We start from the raw sequence: 15,228 nt of genomic DNA on the forward strand, positions 1-15,228 counted from the left end.
CGATGCTGTCCAGCGACGGCGCCGGTGATCCTTCAGCGGGAGTTCGGCATCACCCCGCCGAGCGCAACCGTCAGCTCACCGGCGACATCGCGCACAATTCGCCCGATTTCCGGCAGCCTGTCGTCGGTCAGACGGCTGGTCATGCCGGAGACGGAGATCGCCGCCAGCGGCTCGGCGCAGTCGTTGTAGACGACTGCGGCAATACAGCGCAGGCCCATGCAGGCCTCTTCGTCATCGATCGCAAAGCCCTGCTTGCGGATCGTCGCGAGCTCCTTGAACAGGTCGCTCGGCCGCACGATCGATTTCTCGGTCAGGCGTGGCATGCCGTGATGGCGGATGACGGCGCCGACGTCCTCGTCGGAATAGGTTGCGAGCACCGCCTTGCCGACGCCCGACGTCACCATGGCGACGCGGCCGCCGACCTGGGTCAGCGAGCGCATGATCTCGCGGCTCTCCATGCGGGTCAGCACGATGATGAACTCATCGTCGACGACGGCGAGATTAGCGGTCTCGCGGGTGAGATCGCGCAGCTTGCGCAAATAGGGAATCGCCTGCGTGGAGAAATTACGCCGCCGGGCAAAGCTCGCGCCCACCGTGAAGCCGCGCACGCCGACATGCCATTTGGATTCGGCGCGGTCGAACTGCACGAAGCGGCGGCTTTCCAGCGTTGCCAGCAGGCGATGGACGGTGGAGGCCGACAGGCCGGTGCGCACGGCGAGGTCGCTGAGGCGATAGCCCTCGTCGTCTTCGGCCAGCGTCTCGAGGATCGACAGCGCGCGGTCGACGGACTGCACGCCGCCGTCGCGTGCGTCATGGTCGGCCTCCGAAGGCGACCTGGGCTCGAGCGATTTGCGCCGGATCACGTTCTTGCTCATCGCGACCTGCCGCTTGTGCATCCGTCATTCCGGGATGGTGCGCCGGGACTGCGCGCAGCGCGGGCCTGGCGTACCAGACCCGGAATCTCGAGATCCTCAGGTGCGCAAGTGCGCACCATAGTTCGACGCTTCGCGTCGCCCCGGGATGACGTCAGAGATAACGCTCAGAGCAGCCCTGCCCCGCGCGCCCACTTGTACTTGGCACCCAGGACCTCGACCGGCAGTTCGGTCGAATAGGCGTAGGCCGGGATGCCGTTCTGGTAGAGATATTCGGCGGCTTCCTCGACCTCGACGTCGCCGGCGAGCGAGGCCACAATCGGCTTCACGAAGCCCTTGGCCTCCATCTCCTTCTTCACCTCGACCATGTTGCGGGCGAACACCATCGGCGGGGTGACGATGGTGTGCCAGTAGCCGAGGATCAGCGAATGGATGCGCTCGTCCGACAGGCCGAGCTTCACCGTGTTGACGTAGGTGATCGGCGGCTCGCCACCGGTGATATCCACAGGATTTCCGGCCGCGCCGAACGGCGGGATGAACTTGCGGAAGGCCGCATCCAGATCCGGCGGCATCGACATCAGCGACAGGCCGTTGTCGACGCAGGAGTCCGACAGCAGCACGCCCGAGCCGCCCGCACCGGTGATGATCAGCACGTTCTCGCCCTTCGGCGTCGGCAGCACCGGCACGCCGCGGGCGAATTCGAGCAGCTGGCGCAAGCTGCGGGCGCGGATCACGCCGGACTGCGCCAGGACGTCCTCGTAGATCTTGTCGTTACCGGCGAGCGCGCCGGTGTGCGAGGACGCCGCCTTGGCGCCGGCCGAGGTGCGGCCGGCCTTGAGCACGACGACCGGCTTCTTCTTGGAGACGCGCTTGGCGGCTTCCGCGAAGGCACGGCCGTCCTTGAGGTCCTCGCAGTGCTGCGCGATCAGGTTGGTGTTGGGATCCTGCTCGAAGAAGGCGAGCAGATCGTCCTCGTCGATATCCGACTTGTTGCCGAGGCCGACGATCGCCGAGACGCCCATCTTGGCCGAGCGCGAGAAGCCGATGATGGCCATGCCGATGCCGCCCGACTGCGACGACAGCGCCGCGTGGCCCTTGACGTCGTAGGCGGTGCAGAAGGTCGCGCAGAGATTGGCCGGCGTATAGTAGAAGCCGTAGATGTTCGGCCCCATCAGGCGGATGTCGTACTTCTTGCCGACCTCGACGATCTCGGCCTGCAGCTCCGGCGCGCCGGCCTCGGCGAAGCCCGACGGGATCAGCACCGCACCCGGAATTTTCTTCTCGCCGCATTCGGTCAGCGCAGCAGCCACGAACTTCGCGGGAATCGCGAACACCGCCGTGTCGATCACACCCGGCACGTCCTTGACGCTCTTGTAGGCCTTGTAGCCGAGGATCTCGGTGGCCTTGGGATGGATCGGATAGATGTCGCCCTTGTAGCCGCCGTTGATGAGGTTCTTCATCACGGAGTTGCCGATCTTGCCGTCCTCGGCGGAGGCGCCGACCACGGCGACCGCCTTCGGCTGCATGATGCGGCTCATGGCAGCTACGATCTCTTCGGTCGGGCGCGGCTTCGGCTTGGGCACATAGGCGAAGTCGACGACGATACGCACGTCGGCCGCAATCGCGCTCTTCGCCGTCGCGAACACCGGATTGAGGTCGAGCTCGACGATTTCAGGGAAATCGGTGACGAGCTGCGAGACCTTGACGATGACGTCGGCAAGCGCCGTGCGGTTCACGGGCTCGCCGCCGCGCACGCCCTTCAGGATCTCATGGGCCTGGATGCCGTCGAGCATCGAGAGCGCGTCTTCCTTGGTCGCGGGCGCGAGGCGGAAGGTGATGTCCTTCAGCACTTCGACCAGCACGCCGCCGAGGCCGAAGGCTACCAGCTTGCCGAACGAGCCGTCGGTGATCGAGCCGACGATGACCTCAGTGCCGCCGGCCAGCATCTGCTGCACCTGGACGCCCTCGATCTTGGCATCGGCCTTGTACTTCTTGGCGTTGCCGAGAATGGTCTCGTAGGCCTTCTCGGCATCCTCCGCCGTCTTGAGGCCGACGATGACGCCGCCGGCTTCGGTCTTATGGAGAATGTCCGGCGAGACGATCTTCATCACCACTGGGAAGCCCATCGAGGCGGCCATCTTGCCGGCCTCGCCTGCCGACCTTGCCACGCCCTCCTCCGGCACCGGAATGCCGTAGGCGTCGCAGACCAGCTTGCCTTCCGGCGCCGTCAGGCTCGTGCGGTTGTCCGCCTTGACCTGGTCGAGCACCTTGCGGACGGCATCTTTGGAATTGGACATGTGGCTTCTCCCTTGACCTGGTTCGTTCTTTGCAAAGCGCGCGTATTGCGGCTGCCCGTGATGCTTGCCATTCGCCGCGCTCTGTTCCATGCGGCGGAACGGAGTGGCATAAAGCCCGAGATTACTCCGCCCGCTTGGATCAAAAATGGCTGGCGATGGCATTTGGTATGCCAGAAGCCAATTTGTCAAGCTGCGGCGCCCCTGGAACGCCGCAAAAAATAGGCAGCTTGACATTCTGGCATGTGGTATGCCAAAAACTTTCCCGTTAATAATCCTGTAAAAGACGACTCCCACTGGAGGAGATTCGTCGTGTCACTGCGGAAACCAACCAAGGCGTTGCCGAACATGGCCGAGGCAGATATCGCAATCGTTCGTATTGCCCCGGAGAGCAGCTTCAAGAACAAGGCGTATGACGCCTTGAAGGAAGCCATCCTCAAGATGGACATCTACTCGACGCCCGAGCCGGTGATGCTCGACGAGCGCGCGCTGTCCGAGCGCCTGGGTGTCAGCCGCACACCGATCCGCGAAGCGATCGCGATGCTCGAGCAGGACGGATTCGTGAAGACGGTTCCGCGCCGCGGCATCATGGTGGTGCGCCGGACCAAGAGCGAGATCGTCGACATGATCCGCGCCTGGGCGGCGCTGGAGAGCATGGCGGCCCGCCTCATCACCACCACCGCGCGCAAGAAGGACATCACGGCGCTGCGCGACTTCTTCAAGGACTTCGGCAAGGACCGCCTGCCCGAGGATCACGTCGAGGAATATTCGCGCGCCAACATCGCCTTCCACCAGGCGCTGATCTCGCTGTCGGAATCCCCCGTGCTGGTCGATCTCACCAACGACCTGCTGCTGCACGTGCGCGGCTACCGGCAGCTGACCATCGGACGCAAGGACCGCACCGCGACCTCGCTGCCCGAGCATCTCGGCATGATCGAAGCACTGGAAGCGCGCGACACCGAGCTCGCCGAGAAGCGCGCCCGCGACCACACCCTTGGCCTTGCCGCTTACGTCGAAGCGCACGGTCAGGAACTCTTTACCTAGCAACGTTCACCAGAAGGGCGAAACATTCGCCCCAGTATTGAGACCAGGGAGACAAGGCCCATGCTGAACACCGCGACCAAGTCCGAGGCACCGGGCACCGAGCAGGAATTGACGGATGGCTTCCATCTCGTCATCGACGCGCTCAAGCTGAACGGCATCAACACCATCTATAATGTGCCGGGCATCCCGATCACGGACTTGGGCCGCATGGCGCAGGCCGCAGGCATTCGCGTGATCTCCTTCCGCCACGAGCAGAACGCCGGCTATGCCGCGGGCATTGCCGGCTACCTCACCAAGAAGCCCGGCGTCTGCCTCACGGTCTCCGCGCCCGGCTTCCTCAACGGTCTCACCGCGCTCGCGCATGCGACCACCAACTGCTACCCGATGATCCTGGTCTCGGGCTCCTCGGAGCGCGAGATCGTCGACCTCCAGCAAGGCGACTACGAGGAAATGGACCAGCTCGCGATTGCGAAGCCGCTGTGCAAGGCGGCCTATCGCGTGCTGCACGCCCAGGACATCGGCATCGGCTTTGCCCGCGCCATCCGCGCCGCGGTCTCGGGCCGTCCGGGCGGCGTCTATCTCGACCTGCCGGCCAAGCTGTTCGGCCAGGTGATGAACGCCGAGGCCGGCCAGAAATCACTGGTCAAGGTGATCGACGCAGCACCCGCGCAGATCCCCTCGCCCGCGTCGGTCAAGCGCGCGCTCGACGTGCTCAAGGGCGCAAAGCGTCCGCTCATCATCCTCGGCAAGGGCGCGGCCTACGCGCAGGCCGATGAGGAGATCAAGAGCTTCGTCGAGAAGAGCGGCGTACCGTTCCTGCCGATGAGCATGGCCAAGGGCCTCCTCCCCGACACGCATCCGCAGTGCGCCGGCGCGGCTCGCTCGACGGTGCTGAAGGAATCCGACGTCGTCATGCTGATCGGCGCGCGGCTGAACTGGCTGCTCTCGCACGGCAAGGGCAAGAGCTGGGGCGAAGCGCCCAAGAAGTTCATCCAGGTCGACATCGAGCCGCGGGAAATGGACTCCAACGTCGAGATCGTCGCGCCCGTCGTCGGCGACATCGGCTCGGTCGTCTCCGCCTTCAATCAGGCGATGGCTTCGGGCTGGACCGCCCCGCCGGCCGACTGGACCAAGGCGATTTCATCCAAGCGCGAAGAGAACGTCGCCAAGATGGCGCCGAAGCTCATGAACAACAAGTCGCCGATGGACTATCACGGCGCGCTCGGCGTGCTGAAGAACGTCATCAAGGATCATCCCGAGGCGATCCTCGTCAACGAAGGCGCCAACACGCTCGACCTCGCCCGCGGCGTCATCGACATGTACAAGCCGCGCAAGCGTCTCGACGTCGGCACCTGGGGCGTGATGGGCATCGGCATGGGCCAGGCGATTGCGGCCGCGCTGGAGACCGGCCACCCCGTGCTCGCGGTGGAAGGCGACAGCGCATTCGGCTTCTCCGGCATGGAGGTCGAGACCATCTGCCGCTACAACCTCCCGATCTGCGTCGTCATCTTCAACAATGACGGCATCTATCGCGGCACCGACGTCAACAGCGTCAACGCGGATCCCGCGACGACCGTGTTCGTCAAGGGCGCGCGCTACGACAAGATGATGGAAGCCTTCGGCGGCGTCGGCGTGAATGCCACCTCGCCCGACGAGCTCAAGCGCGCCGTCAACGAGGCGATGGCTTCACGCAAGCCGACGCTCATCAACGCGGTGATCGATCCGGCCGCAGGCTCGGAGAGCGGCCGCATCGGCAATCTCAATCCGCAGAGCGTCCTGCAGAAGAAGAAGTAAGTCCTCCCCTTCAACCCATTACTCCCTGCGGGTGCAGGGGCAGACAGAGTATATACGGAGCAATACGATGACCAAAGCGCTCACGGGCGTTCGCATTCTCGACTTCACCCACGTCCAGTCCGGACCGACCTGCACGCAGCTGCTCGCCTGGTTCGGCGCCGACGTGATCAAGGTTGAACGCCCGGGCGTGGGTGACATCACCCGCGGCCAGTTGCAGGACATCCCGAACGTGGACAGCCTGTATTTCACCATGCTGAACCACAACAAGCGTTCGATCACGCTCGACACCAAGAACCCCAAGGGCAAGGAAGTCCTCACCGAGCTGATCAAGAAGTGCGACGTGCTGGTCGAAAACTTCGGCCCCGGCGTGCTCGACCGCATGGGCTTCCCCTGGGAGAAGATCCAGCAGATCAACCCGAAGATGATCGTCGCCTCGATCAAGGGCTTCGGTCCCGGACCGTACGAGGACTGCAAGGTCTATGAGAACGTCGCGCAGTGCACCGGCGGCGCCGCCTCCACCACCGGCTTCCGCGACGGCCTGCCGCTCGTGACCGGCGCGCAGATCGGTGATTCCGGCACCGGCCTGCATCTGGCGCTCGGCATCGTCACCGCGCTCTATCAGCGCACGCATTCGGGCAAGGGCCAGCGCGTCACCGCCGCGATGCAGGACGGCGTGCTCAACCTCGCCCGCGTCAAACTGCGCGACCAGCAGCGCCTCGCCCACGGCCCGCTTAGGGAATACAGCCAGTTCGGCGAGGGCATTCCGTTCGGCGATGCCGTGCCGCGCGCCGGCAACGACTCCGGTGGCGGCCAGCCCGGTCGCATCCTGAAGTGCAAGGGCTGGGAGACCGATCCCAACGCCTACATCTACTTCATCACCCAGGCGCCGGTCTGGGAGAAGATCTGCGACGTGATCGGCGAGCCGACCTGGAAGACCGACCCGAACTACGCCAAGCCGGCGGCCCGCCTGCCGCGGCTGAACGAGATCTTCGCCCGCATCGAGCAGTGGACGATGACCAAGACCAAGTTCGAGGCGATGGAAATCCTCAACAAGGACGACATCCCCTGCGGCCCGATCCTGTCGATGAAGGAGATCGCCGAGGACCAGTCGCTGCGCGCGACCGGCACCGTGGTCGAGGTCGACCACCCGACCCGCGGCAAGTACATCTCGGTCGGCAACCCGATCAAGCTGTCGGATTCCCCGAGCGACGTGCAGCGCTCCCCGCTGCTCGGCGAGCACACCGACGAGATCCTGCGCAGCGTGCTCGGCTTCTCGGATCACCAGGTCGCCGACATCCACAAGTCCGGCGCGCTCGCCCCGCCGCAGAAGCAGGCCGCCGAGTAAGCGGTTCGACCAGAGACACGAAAGGCCGCCGGTTTCGGCGGCCTTTTTGTTGGTGGCGAGAGGGACTGCATCCCGCAATCGGCACGCTTGCTGCGATGAACCAGCCGACACCGAATTGAGGATGGGTCCGGGGGAACAAATGCGGCCGCCGGCCGTTATTCTTTTGCCGGCGCGCTCGCGGAAATGCGAGCGAGCCGCCTCCACAGCGAGTGACCAGGCGCCTCGCAGAATACCTGTCCAACGCTGAAGAATTGTCCTCCTCGTCCCGAGGGTGACAAGTCGACCCATCTCAGCTTGCGAGCGGGAGGCGTCGCGTCCAGCACTTGCCGGGACCACGCCCGTTGATCAAACGAGGTCGATATGTTGAGACATCAATCCTCTGATCGCGCCAAGCGTGAAGCCAACAAGGCGTTCAAGCCCGCCAACACGCACAAGCCGATGAGCGACTATGCGAAGGACCAGCACGCCCTCAACGAGAACCGTGAGCGGCTGAAGGCGGAGCGATTGGCCCGCGAGACCAAGCCGAGTGATCGCTCCGAATAGGGGCGGCTGAAGGGGCGCGTCACGATCGGCGCCCGCGCCTGGCCTATAGCATCGAGAGCACGACGATCCCGTCTTCAAGTTCGCCGGACGCCAGCCGTATCCGCGCGATACGCTCGAACTCGGTCCGGTACTTCTGAAGATAGCTGAAGGCCTGTTTCTGCGTCTGAAACGTGGTGGCAAGCCGGCACATCTGACGACCCGCGCCAAGCGCGAGGAAAAAGGTGATTGTGCCGCCGCCATCCGGCTTGATCCTAGGCACGATCCGCACTCTTTGGCATGTGACCGGCCCTCTCGGAAATGATCGTCGGCGCTATCGAGCCCGACTAGAGCCTTTCCCGTTCCGATGGAATCGGAACGGGGCTCTAGATTCTTGTCTTGACGCGTTTTCCTGCCGCGAACCGGTATCCACTTCGCTCGAAAACGCTCTAGCGCGGCGATTTCCGCGCGCGCTTCTTCGGCACAGGCGCTGGCAACGACGCGCGAATATCCGCGTCGGCCGCTTCCTTGGCCTCCCGCAACTCGCGTAGCCGCGCCATGTTCTTGCGGAGTTCGGCGGACTGCCGTTCGGCATCCGCCATCGCGCGCGCGCCCTCTTCAGCCGCCAGGCGTTGGCGGTTGGAACGCGCGATGCCTGCGGGCGAAGGTTCTGCCGATTTCCTGGCGCTCATCTTCCACCCTGCTTGGCAACGGACAAAACCCGCTCAATCCAGGGATCGAGCGGGTCGCATGGCCGTTTCAGTACATCCGTGAAACGGCACTGGAGAGCTTAGGCCAGCGAGAGATTCTCAGCGCTGACCTTGCCCCGCATCTTGTCGGTCTTGGCCTCGAAGTTGACCTTTTGGCCCTCGGCGAGACCCGAAAGACCAGCCCGCTCGACCGCGCTGACGTGAACGAACACGTCGTTGCCGCCGTCGTCGGGCTGAATGAATCCAAAGCCCTTCTGGCCGTTAAACCACTTCACTGTACCTGTCGGCATTGTTCTTCTCCAAAGCGCGCATGCGCGTAACCCGCGTGACGCTCACGCAGAATCGATTCAATTCGTCGATGTCTCTGGAAAAAGGAGCCCGCGGGCGCATTCAACAAGGCACAGCGGCTGAACGAATGGCGAGAGGCTATACCCCATCACGGTCAGTTACAAGGCTTGGACCGGATTTAATTGCGCGCCGGCTCCGGCGGAACGGTTGAAGCTCGCGACACTTCCGGGCGAACAACGTGTCTTAGTAGACATACACGCCACGGATTTGTGGGATGCTTCCTCATCACCGCCCGGCCCGTGGCTTCTACCGGTGATGAGAACGCCAGTCGCGCTCCCGCCCCCATCCGAACAAGGGGAGCACTTCCATGGAACGGCGTCGCTTCAAACAAAGTCAAACTCTGAAACAGCGGCTCGTCAATGAGGTCGGCCGTCTGCGCGACGAGGCCCGCTTACTCCCTCCCGGCCGGCGCCGCGAGATGCTGCTGCGAAGGGTGCGGCAGGACGAGACGGCCATCCAGATCGACGCGTGGCTCAGCTCTCCGGGCCTGAGGGCGCCGACGTAACGCAGCGATATCGGGGTTTCGCGGGATAGAGCTGGTCAATTCGCCGCGGTGAAAAGCCGCCCGGTCGAATCCCGCCGGAACGTCAGTGCAGATGCGTGGGCAGAATTGCGGCAACGCCGCAGGATATCGCCGCAGTGTGGAACATACGGCCAGCCCCCCTCAAAAAAATCGGGATGTCCTGTCGGGTCAACGACGTCTTGCTCGTCCTCGTATCATGAACGGGCAACAGACGTTGATGTCGCGCCCGCCAATGCAAGAGGATGAATGAACATGCCCAGCACTGTCCGCCTGCACCGCGTTCTCACGACCAGCCCCGAGAAAGTCTATCGCGCCTTCCTCGAGGCCGATGCGCTGGCAAAATGGCTTCCGCCGAACGGCTTCACCTGCACCGTGCATCATTTCGAGCCGAGGGTCGGGGGCACGTTCAAGATGTCGTTTCGGAACTTTACGACGGGCAACAGCCACGCCTTCGGCGGCGAATATCTCGAGCTCGTTCCCGGCGAACGCCTACGCTACACCGACAAGTTCGACGACCCCAATCTGCCCGGCGAAATTCAGGTGACCGTGCTGCTGAAGAAAGTCTCGGTCGGCACCGAGGTGGACATCACGCAGGCCGGCATTCCGGACCTCATCCCGCCCGAAGCCTGCTATCTCGGCTGGCAGGAATCGCTACGGAATCTCGCGAAGCTCGTCGAGCCCGACATCAAGCAATAGCAATGACCGGGTGGGGAGCTTCCTTGCGGCCGATCCTTCGAGACGCCCGCTTTGGCGGGCTCCTCAGGATGAGGTCGTGCTTCGCGGCGAAGTCTTAGTCCCTCATGGTGAGGAGCGCCGCCTCACGGCGCGTCTCGAACCATGAAGGCCGAGGGTGCCCTACCCGCCCGCCTTCGGCGCCAGCCCACCGTCTGCGGTCCAGCGATCGGGATCTGGACTGTGTCCGATCAGCGCGAGGCCGTAGGCGATCGACTCGAACTGGTCGCCCGACATCAGCCGCTCGGCGCCGAACCGGTCGGCGAACAGCTTTCGGACGCCGGGGACGAACGATGTGCCGCCGGTCAGAAACACCTTCTCCACCTCGCGCGCGGTGATGCGGGCTTCGCCCAGCACCTTGTCGACGGTCGCCCCCAGCCTGGCGATATCGTCGGCAATCCAGGATTCAAAATTCTTCCGCGTGATGGTCGAGCCGATGTCGACGCCGCCGCCCTTGAAACGGAAGTCCACCTGATCCTGCGCCGACAGCGCGACCTTGGCGTTCGACACCGCGCGGTACAGCGAAAAGCCGAGGTCGAGATCCACGATGGTGATGAAATCCTCGAGCAGCTCCGGCTTCAGCGCGCTGCGCGCAAGCTCGCGGAGCTCGCGCAGATCGCCGTTGCTCTTCATCATCGCGAGCTGATGCCAACGCGCGAGGTTGGTGTAGTGGCCGCTGGGAACCGGGAGCACCTTGTCGAACGAGCGGAAGCTGGAGCCCTTGCCGAGCCGCGGCGAGACGACGTGGTCGACGATGCGGTAATCGAACGTATCGCCCGCAATGCCGATGCCGGCATGACCGAGCGGCTCGGCGCGCAAGGCGCCGCCTTTGCGCGAGAAGCGCATCACGGAGAAGTCGCTGGTACCGCCGCCGAAATCCGCGACCAATACGGTGGCATCGCGCTCCAGGCGGCGGGCGAAGGAGAACGCGGCGCCCACGGGCTCGTAGACATAGCGCGCGTGGCCGGCGCCCAGGCGCTCGAACGCGGCCCGGTAGCGCTGCATCGCCAGCGCCTCGTCGGGATTGCCGCCGGCGAAGCGCACGGGACGACCGACCGTGATCGTTGACGTCTCGAAGCCGAACCGGTCGCCGCCATGGCGCGCCAGCGTCCGCAGGAACGCCGCCAGAATATCCTCGAACTTGAAGCGCTGCCGGAACACCTGGGTGGTGTTGAAGCTGCTGCTCGCGGCGAAGGTCTTGAACGACTGGAGGAAGCGGTAGACGTGGCGTCCTTCGAGAAACTGCTCGATCGCCCACGGGCCGCCCTCGGCCTGGGCGCCGGCTCCCGGCCGGTCCTCCCAGAAGCACAGGGCCGACACAAAGACGCTGTGTCGCTGTCCGCCGTGATCGAAGCGGATGGCCTCGACCCGGCGGTCGTCCGCCGCGAGGGCGACGACCGTATTGCTGGTCCCAAAATCGATGCCGATCGAGACGGCGGGCGAGGCGCTCGACATGAACCACTCTGACAGATGATTGGAAGGGGGCAGACCACTAGCGGCTTTGACTTGCCGTGCCAAGACCCGGCCCGCGGCTTGCCCCCGCCGGAATTCGTGCCCGTGGGGCGACCGTTTAAGCCAGTTGCGGCGGCAAACTGGGGCATTTCGGAGCCGGCAGCTCGTTTCGGCCGCCCTTCCAGCAATTTTAAGCCCGGTACGGTCCCTTTAACGGAATATTATGTTGCAATGCGGGATGGCGCATGCTGCTATGCAATGGCATGCATGGACATTGGCATCTGGTATACATAAATTCCCTTTCGAAATGAGACAGCGCTACTGACCGTCTCAAGAAAGGAATTCCGATGTCCAAGACCGCTTCCGTCGCTCTCGCCCCCTCCTCCACCCTGTTCGCGCGTTTCATGGCCGCGGTCGACCGCTTCCTGATGGCCAGCGCCGAGATCTCGAATCACAACGGCGACCTGCCGCGTTTCGGCCTGTAAGCGCGCGCTTCCTGCGCCGCGGAAGCCGCACGCCGGTTTCACAGGTGTCGACATGCTACTTTTGATGAATGGCCCCGCAGGACGGGGCCATTTCTACTTGTGCTGTCCTGAGTCACTGCCGCGGCCGGAGAAGGGTCCTGCGGCATTTGCGCACGGTGACCGGACCAGCGCTTGAACCTTGGCATAATGAATACAAGAATGCCTCTCCAGCGCTCGCAGAAAAATTAGAGGCGCCACGGGAGGCTTTATGACGGACATGGTGCAGGCAACGGCCCCTACAACCGCGCGCGTTAGCGACACGTATCGCTGGGCGCAATTGGCGATCGGTGTAGCGGCGATGGTGATGATCGCCAACTATCAATATGGCTGGACGTTCTTCGTCCCCGACATCCAGAAAAAGTTCGGCTGGGATCGCGCGTCGATCCAATGGGCCTTTACTCTCTTCGTGCTGTTCGAGACCTGGCTGGTGCCGGTCGAAGGCTGGTTCGTCGACAAATACGGTCCGCGCATCGTCGTGCTGGTCGGCGGCGTGCTCTGCGCCATGGGCTGGGCGATCAACGGACAGGCCACCACGCTCAACGGCTACTATCTCGGCATGATCATCGCGGGCATCGGCGCCGGCGGCGTCTATGGCACCTGCGTCGGCAACGCGCTGAAATGGTTTCCCGACAAGCGCGGTCTCGCTGCGGGCATCACGGCGGCCGGCTTCGGTGCGGGCTCCGCGCTGACCGTCGCGCCGATCCAGGCCATGATCAAGGACAGTGGCTTCCAGACCACCTTCCTGTATTTCGGCCTCGGGCAAGGCCTCATCATCTGCATCCTCGCCTTCTTCCTGCTGGCGCCGAAGCCTGGCCAGGTGCCGGTCGTCGTGGCGAACGCCACGCTGGTGCAGACGCGTCGCAACTACCAGCCGACCGAGGTGCTGCGTCAGCCGATCTTCTGGCTGATGTACTTCATGTTCGTGATCGTCGGCGCCGGCGGCCTGATGGTGACGGCCAATTTGAAGCCCATCGCGGTTGACTGGAAGGTCGACAGCGTTCCGGTGACGCTGATGGCGGTGACGATGACCGCGGTGACCTTCGCAGCCACGATCGACCGCGTGCTCAACGGGCTGACGCGTCCGTTCTTCGGCTGGATCTCCGACATGATCGGCCGCGAGAACACGATGTTCATTGCCTTCGGCATGGAAGGTGTTGGCATCTGGATGCTCTACCTCTGGGGCCACGATCCCATCTGGTTCGTGCTGCTCTCGGGCTTCGTGTTCTTCGCCTGGGGTGAGATCTACTCGCTGTTCCCCTCGACCTGCACCGACACGTTCGGCGCCAAGTTCGCGACCACCAATGCGGGCCTGCTCTACACCGCAAAGGGCACGGCCGCGCTGCTGGTTCCGATCGCCAATTACATGCAGCAGTCGTCAGGGACCTGGGACAGCGTGTTCATCATCGCAGCCGGCGCCAACATCATGGCTTCGGCGCTGGCGATCGCGGTGCTCAAGCCCTGGCGCAAGGTCGTGGTAGCGAAGTCCACGGTCTGACGCGCTTCACCACACTTCATTCCGACGGGACGCCCGGCCTCATGGCCGGGCGTTTTCGTTTTGAGGATTCGGAACCCGTGTCCGAACGGAACTGCCGATTTTGTAACGGGCAAGCCAAGATTGGGCTTGCATTCTGGGATATGGTATACCAAGCTTTGGGCCGCGCTTGCGACGATAAGCCACAATATTTGCGACATCAGGTCATCTTGGCAACCGGTGTCGACCAGACAAGCGCGTTGGGAGGTTCTTGATGATTTCCAGCACGGACGGCGCCGTCACGGCCGCGCCTCTTCGCACAGGTTTCCGTTGGTTCCAGCTTGCCATGGGCATCGTCTGCATGGCGATGATCGCCAACCTGCAATATGGCTGGACGCTGTTCGTCGATCCGATCGATGCGGCCCACCATTGGGGACGCGCCGCGATCCAGCTCGCTTTCACCATCTTCGTCGTCACCGAAACCTGGCTGGTGCCGGTCGAGGCCTGGTTCGTCGACAAGTACGGCCCCCGCATCGTCATCATGTTCGGCGGCGTGATGATCGCGCTGTCCTGGGTGCTCAACTCCTACGCCGACTCGCTCACCCTGCTCTATGCGGCCGCGATCGTCGGCGGCATGGGCGCGGGCGCCGTCTACGGCACCTGCGTCGGCAACGCGCTGAAATGGTTTCCCGACCGCCGCGGCCTCGCCGCCGGCGCGACGGCCGCCGGCTTCGGCGCGGGCGCCGCGCTCACCATCGTGCCGATCGCGACCATGATCGCCGCAAGCGGCTATCAGAGCGCGTTCTTCACCTTCGGCATCGGCCAGGGCCTGATCGTCTTCGTGCTCGCCTTCTTCATCCAGCCGCCGCGGATCTCGATCCCGCCGAAGAAGAAGCAGCTCAACCTGCCGCAGACCAAGATCGACTTCACCCCGCCGCAAGTGCTGCGCACCCCTATTTTCTGGGTGATGTACCTCGTCTTCGTCATGGTCGCTTCCGGCGGCCTGATGACCGCGGCGCAGATCGGCCCGATCGCACACGACTTCAAGATCGCCGACACGCCGGTGACGCTCGCCGGCTTCCAGATGGCGGCGCTGACCTTCGCGATCTCGCTCGACCGCATCTTCGACGGGTTCGGACGTCCGTTCTTCGGCTGGGTCTCCGACACGATCGGCCGCGAGCACACCATGTTCATCGCCTTCGGCACCGCCGCAGTGATGCTGCTGACGCTGTCGGCCTACGGCCACGTTCCGATCGTGTTCGTGCTCGCGACCGCCATTTACTTCGGCGTGTTCGGCGAGATCTACTCGCTGTTCCCCGCGACCTGCGGCGACACTTTCGGCTCGAAGTTCGCGACCACCAACAACGGCATGCTCTACACCGCGAAGGGCACCGCCTCCCTGCTCGTTCCGCTCGCAAGCGTGATCTCGGCAACGTACGGCTGGAAGGCCGTGTTCGTGGTCGCTGTCGCCTTGAACGCGACGGCGGCGCTGACGGCGCTGTTCGTGATCAAGCCGCTGCGCCGCTCCTTCATCCTCGGCAAGGAAGCCGAGAGCGCAAGCCCTGCAACGGGCGACGCCAAGACCGAGACGGCGTGACAA

15 protein-coding genes are annotated in these 15,228 nt (G+C 64.0%); 9 read left to right on the forward strand and 6 right to left on the reverse strand.

What is annotated here, in order from left to right; translation table 11 throughout:
- Positions 1 to 32: 32 nt before the first annotated feature.
- Both ACFLEY_RS30600 and ACFLEY_RS30605 read right to left on the reverse strand, forming a co-directional pair.
- Positions 33 to 875, reverse strand: a complete 843-nt coding sequence (locus tag ACFLEY_RS30600) for an IclR family transcriptional regulator (RefSeq protein ID WP_028172212.1) — start codon at positions 873 to 875, stop codon at positions 33 to 35.
- A 164-nt stretch (positions 876 to 1,039) separates the two neighbouring features.
- Positions 1,040 to 3,169, reverse strand: a complete 2,130-nt coding sequence (locus ACFLEY_RS30605; RefSeq protein WP_060911230.1) for an acetate--CoA ligase family protein — start codon at positions 3,167 to 3,169, stop codon at positions 1,040 to 1,042.
- 345 nt (positions 3,170 to 3,514) lie between these two features.
- Here ACFLEY_RS30605 and ACFLEY_RS30610 point away from each other — a divergent pair, with 345 nt between their 5' ends.
- The 4 genes from ACFLEY_RS30610 (at position 3,515) to ACFLEY_RS30625 (ending at position 7,892) form a co-directional block, all read left to right on the forward strand.
- On the forward strand, positions 3,515 to 4,210 hold the full coding sequence (locus tag ACFLEY_RS30610; protein WP_161537124.1) for a GntR family transcriptional regulator: 696 nt from the start codon (positions 3,515 to 3,517) through the stop codon (positions 4,208 to 4,210).
- A 60-nt stretch (positions 4,211 to 4,270) separates the two neighbouring features.
- A complete protein-coding gene (gene oxc / locus ACFLEY_RS30615; RefSeq protein WP_060911229.1) occupies positions 4,271 to 6,004 on the forward strand; it encodes an oxalyl-CoA decarboxylase in 1,734 nt (577 codons plus the stop codon).
- Positions 6,005 to 6,071: 67 nt separating this feature from the next.
- Positions 6,072 to 7,349, forward strand: coding sequence for a formyl-CoA transferase (frc, locus tag ACFLEY_RS30620; protein ID WP_011085940.1), 1,278 nt, complete (start codon positions 6,072 to 6,074; stop codon positions 7,347 to 7,349).
- 360 nt (positions 7,350 to 7,709) lie between these two features.
- Positions 7,710 to 7,892 carry a hypothetical protein gene (locus ACFLEY_RS30625; protein ID WP_028172216.1) on the forward strand — a complete coding sequence of 61 codons (183 nt, stop codon included), beginning with the start codon at positions 7,710 to 7,712 and terminating at the stop codon, positions 7,890 to 7,892.
- Positions 7,893 to 7,935: 43 nt separating this feature from the next.
- Here the strand turns inward: ACFLEY_RS30625 and ACFLEY_RS30630 are convergent, their stop codons facing one another.
- The 3 genes from ACFLEY_RS30630 to ACFLEY_RS30640 all read right to left on the reverse strand — a co-directional run bounded on the left by ACFLEY_RS30630 (position 7,936) and on the right by ACFLEY_RS30640 (position 8,868).
- The gene (locus tag ACFLEY_RS30630; RefSeq protein WP_011085939.1) at positions 7,936 to 8,160 is read right to left on the reverse strand and encodes a hypothetical protein; all 225 of its coding nucleotides are present in this window, start codon (positions 8,158 to 8,160) and stop codon (positions 7,936 to 7,938) included.
- Between the two features lie 157 nt (positions 8,161 to 8,317).
- Positions 8,318 to 8,560: a hypothetical protein gene (locus ACFLEY_RS30635; RefSeq protein ID WP_027546334.1), complete on the reverse strand. Its 243-nt coding sequence runs from the start codon at positions 8,558 to 8,560 to the stop codon at positions 8,318 to 8,320.
- A gap of 98 nt (positions 8,561 to 8,658) precedes the next feature.
- Entirely contained in the window at positions 8,659 to 8,868 is a 210-nt protein-coding gene (locus ACFLEY_RS30640; protein ID WP_011085938.1) for a cold-shock protein, read from the reverse strand.
- A 365-nt stretch (positions 8,869 to 9,233) separates the two neighbouring features.
- Between ACFLEY_RS30640 and ACFLEY_RS30645 the strand changes: the two genes are divergently transcribed.
- Positions 9,234 to 9,431 carry a hypothetical protein gene (locus ACFLEY_RS30645; protein WP_028172218.1) on the forward strand — a complete coding sequence of 66 codons (198 nt, stop codon included), beginning with the start codon at positions 9,234 to 9,236 and terminating at the stop codon, positions 9,429 to 9,431.
- 270 nt (positions 9,432 to 9,701) lie between these two features.
- Positions 9,702 to 10,145 carry an SRPBCC family protein gene (locus ACFLEY_RS30650; RefSeq protein ID WP_060912999.1) on the forward strand — a complete coding sequence of 148 codons (444 nt, stop codon included), beginning with the start codon at positions 9,702 to 9,704 and terminating at the stop codon, positions 10,143 to 10,145.
- Positions 10,146 to 10,304: 159 nt separating this feature from the next.
- Here ACFLEY_RS30650 and ACFLEY_RS30655 read toward each other — a convergent pair whose 3' ends face one another.
- On the reverse strand, positions 10,305 to 11,636 hold the full coding sequence (locus ACFLEY_RS30655) for an Hsp70 family protein (RefSeq protein ID WP_060911227.1): 1,332 nt from the start codon (positions 11,634 to 11,636) through the stop codon (positions 10,305 to 10,307).
- 344 nt (positions 11,637 to 11,980) lie between these two features.
- Between ACFLEY_RS30655 and ACFLEY_RS30660 the strand changes: the two genes are divergently transcribed.
- From ACFLEY_RS30660 to oxlT (ACFLEY_RS30670), 3 genes are all read left to right on the forward strand, one after another.
- Complete coding sequence (locus tag ACFLEY_RS30660) at positions 11,981 to 12,118, forward strand: hypothetical protein (protein WP_165448147.1); 138 nt, start codon at positions 11,981 to 11,983, stop codon at positions 12,116 to 12,118.
- A gap of 247 nt (positions 12,119 to 12,365) precedes the next feature.
- Positions 12,366 to 13,652 (forward strand): oxalate/formate MFS antiporter, encoded by a 1,287-nt coding sequence (gene oxlT, locus ACFLEY_RS30665; RefSeq protein WP_060911226.1) that lies wholly within the window; start codon positions 12,366 to 12,368, stop codon positions 13,650 to 13,652.
- 250 nt (positions 13,653 to 13,902) lie between these two features.
- Complete coding sequence (gene oxlT / locus ACFLEY_RS30670) at positions 13,903 to 15,225, forward strand: oxalate/formate MFS antiporter (protein WP_028172221.1); 1,323 nt, start codon at positions 13,903 to 13,905, stop codon at positions 15,223 to 15,225.
- Positions 15,226 to 15,228: the final 3 nt, after the last annotated feature.

The sequence above is a fragment of the Bradyrhizobium sp. YCK136 genome (assembly GCF_044570075.1).
Lineage (GTDB): Bacteria > Pseudomonadota > Alphaproteobacteria > Rhizobiales > Xanthobacteraceae > Bradyrhizobium > Bradyrhizobium diazoefficiens.

Excerpts from the sequence above, each read along its gene's own strand:
- ACFLEY_RS30660 (WP_165448147.1), top strand. The coding sequence starts at position 11,981 with ATGTCCAAGACCGCTTCCGTCGCTCTCGCCCCCTCCTCCACCCTGTTC.
- ACFLEY_RS30650 (WP_060912999.1), top strand. The coding sequence starts at position 9,702 with ATGCCCAGCACTGTCCGCCTGCACCGCGTTCTCACGACCAGCCCCGAG.
- oxc (WP_060911229.1), top strand. The coding sequence starts at position 4,271 with ATGCTGAACACCGCGACCAAGTCCGAGGCACCGGGCACCGAGCAGGAA.
- oxlT (WP_028172221.1), top strand. The coding sequence starts at position 13,903 with ATGATTTCCAGCACGGACGGCGCCGTCACGGCCGCGCCTCTTCGCACA.
- ACFLEY_RS30640 (WP_011085938.1), bottom strand. The coding sequence starts at position 8,868 with ATGCCGACAGGTACAGTGAAGTGGTTTAACGGCCAGAAGGGCTTTGGA.
- ACFLEY_RS30625 (WP_028172216.1), top strand. The coding sequence starts at position 7,710 with ATGTTGAGACATCAATCCTCTGATCGCGCCAAGCGTGAAGCCAACAAG.
- ACFLEY_RS30600 (WP_028172212.1), bottom strand. The coding sequence starts at position 875 with ATGAGCAAGAACGTGATCCGGCGCAAATCGCTCGAGCCCAGGTCGCCT.
- ACFLEY_RS30645 (WP_028172218.1), top strand. The coding sequence starts at position 9,234 with ATGGAACGGCGTCGCTTCAAACAAAGTCAAACTCTGAAACAGCGGCTC.
- oxlT (WP_060911226.1), top strand. The coding sequence starts at position 12,366 with ATGACGGACATGGTGCAGGCAACGGCCCCTACAACCGCGCGCGTTAGC.
- frc (WP_011085940.1), top strand. The coding sequence starts at position 6,072 with ATGACCAAAGCGCTCACGGGCGTTCGCATTCTCGACTTCACCCACGTC.
- ACFLEY_RS30605 (WP_060911230.1), bottom strand. The coding sequence starts at position 3,169 with ATGTCCAATTCCAAAGATGCCGTCCGCAAGGTGCTCGACCAGGTCAAG.
- ACFLEY_RS30610 (WP_161537124.1), top strand. The coding sequence starts at position 3,515 with ATGGCCGAGGCAGATATCGCAATCGTTCGTATTGCCCCGGAGAGCAGC.
- ACFLEY_RS30655 (WP_060911227.1), bottom strand. The coding sequence starts at position 11,636 with ATGTCGAGCGCCTCGCCCGCCGTCTCGATCGGCATCGATTTTGGGACC.
- ACFLEY_RS30635 (WP_027546334.1), bottom strand. The coding sequence starts at position 8,560 with ATGAGCGCCAGGAAATCGGCAGAACCTTCGCCCGCAGGCATCGCGCGT.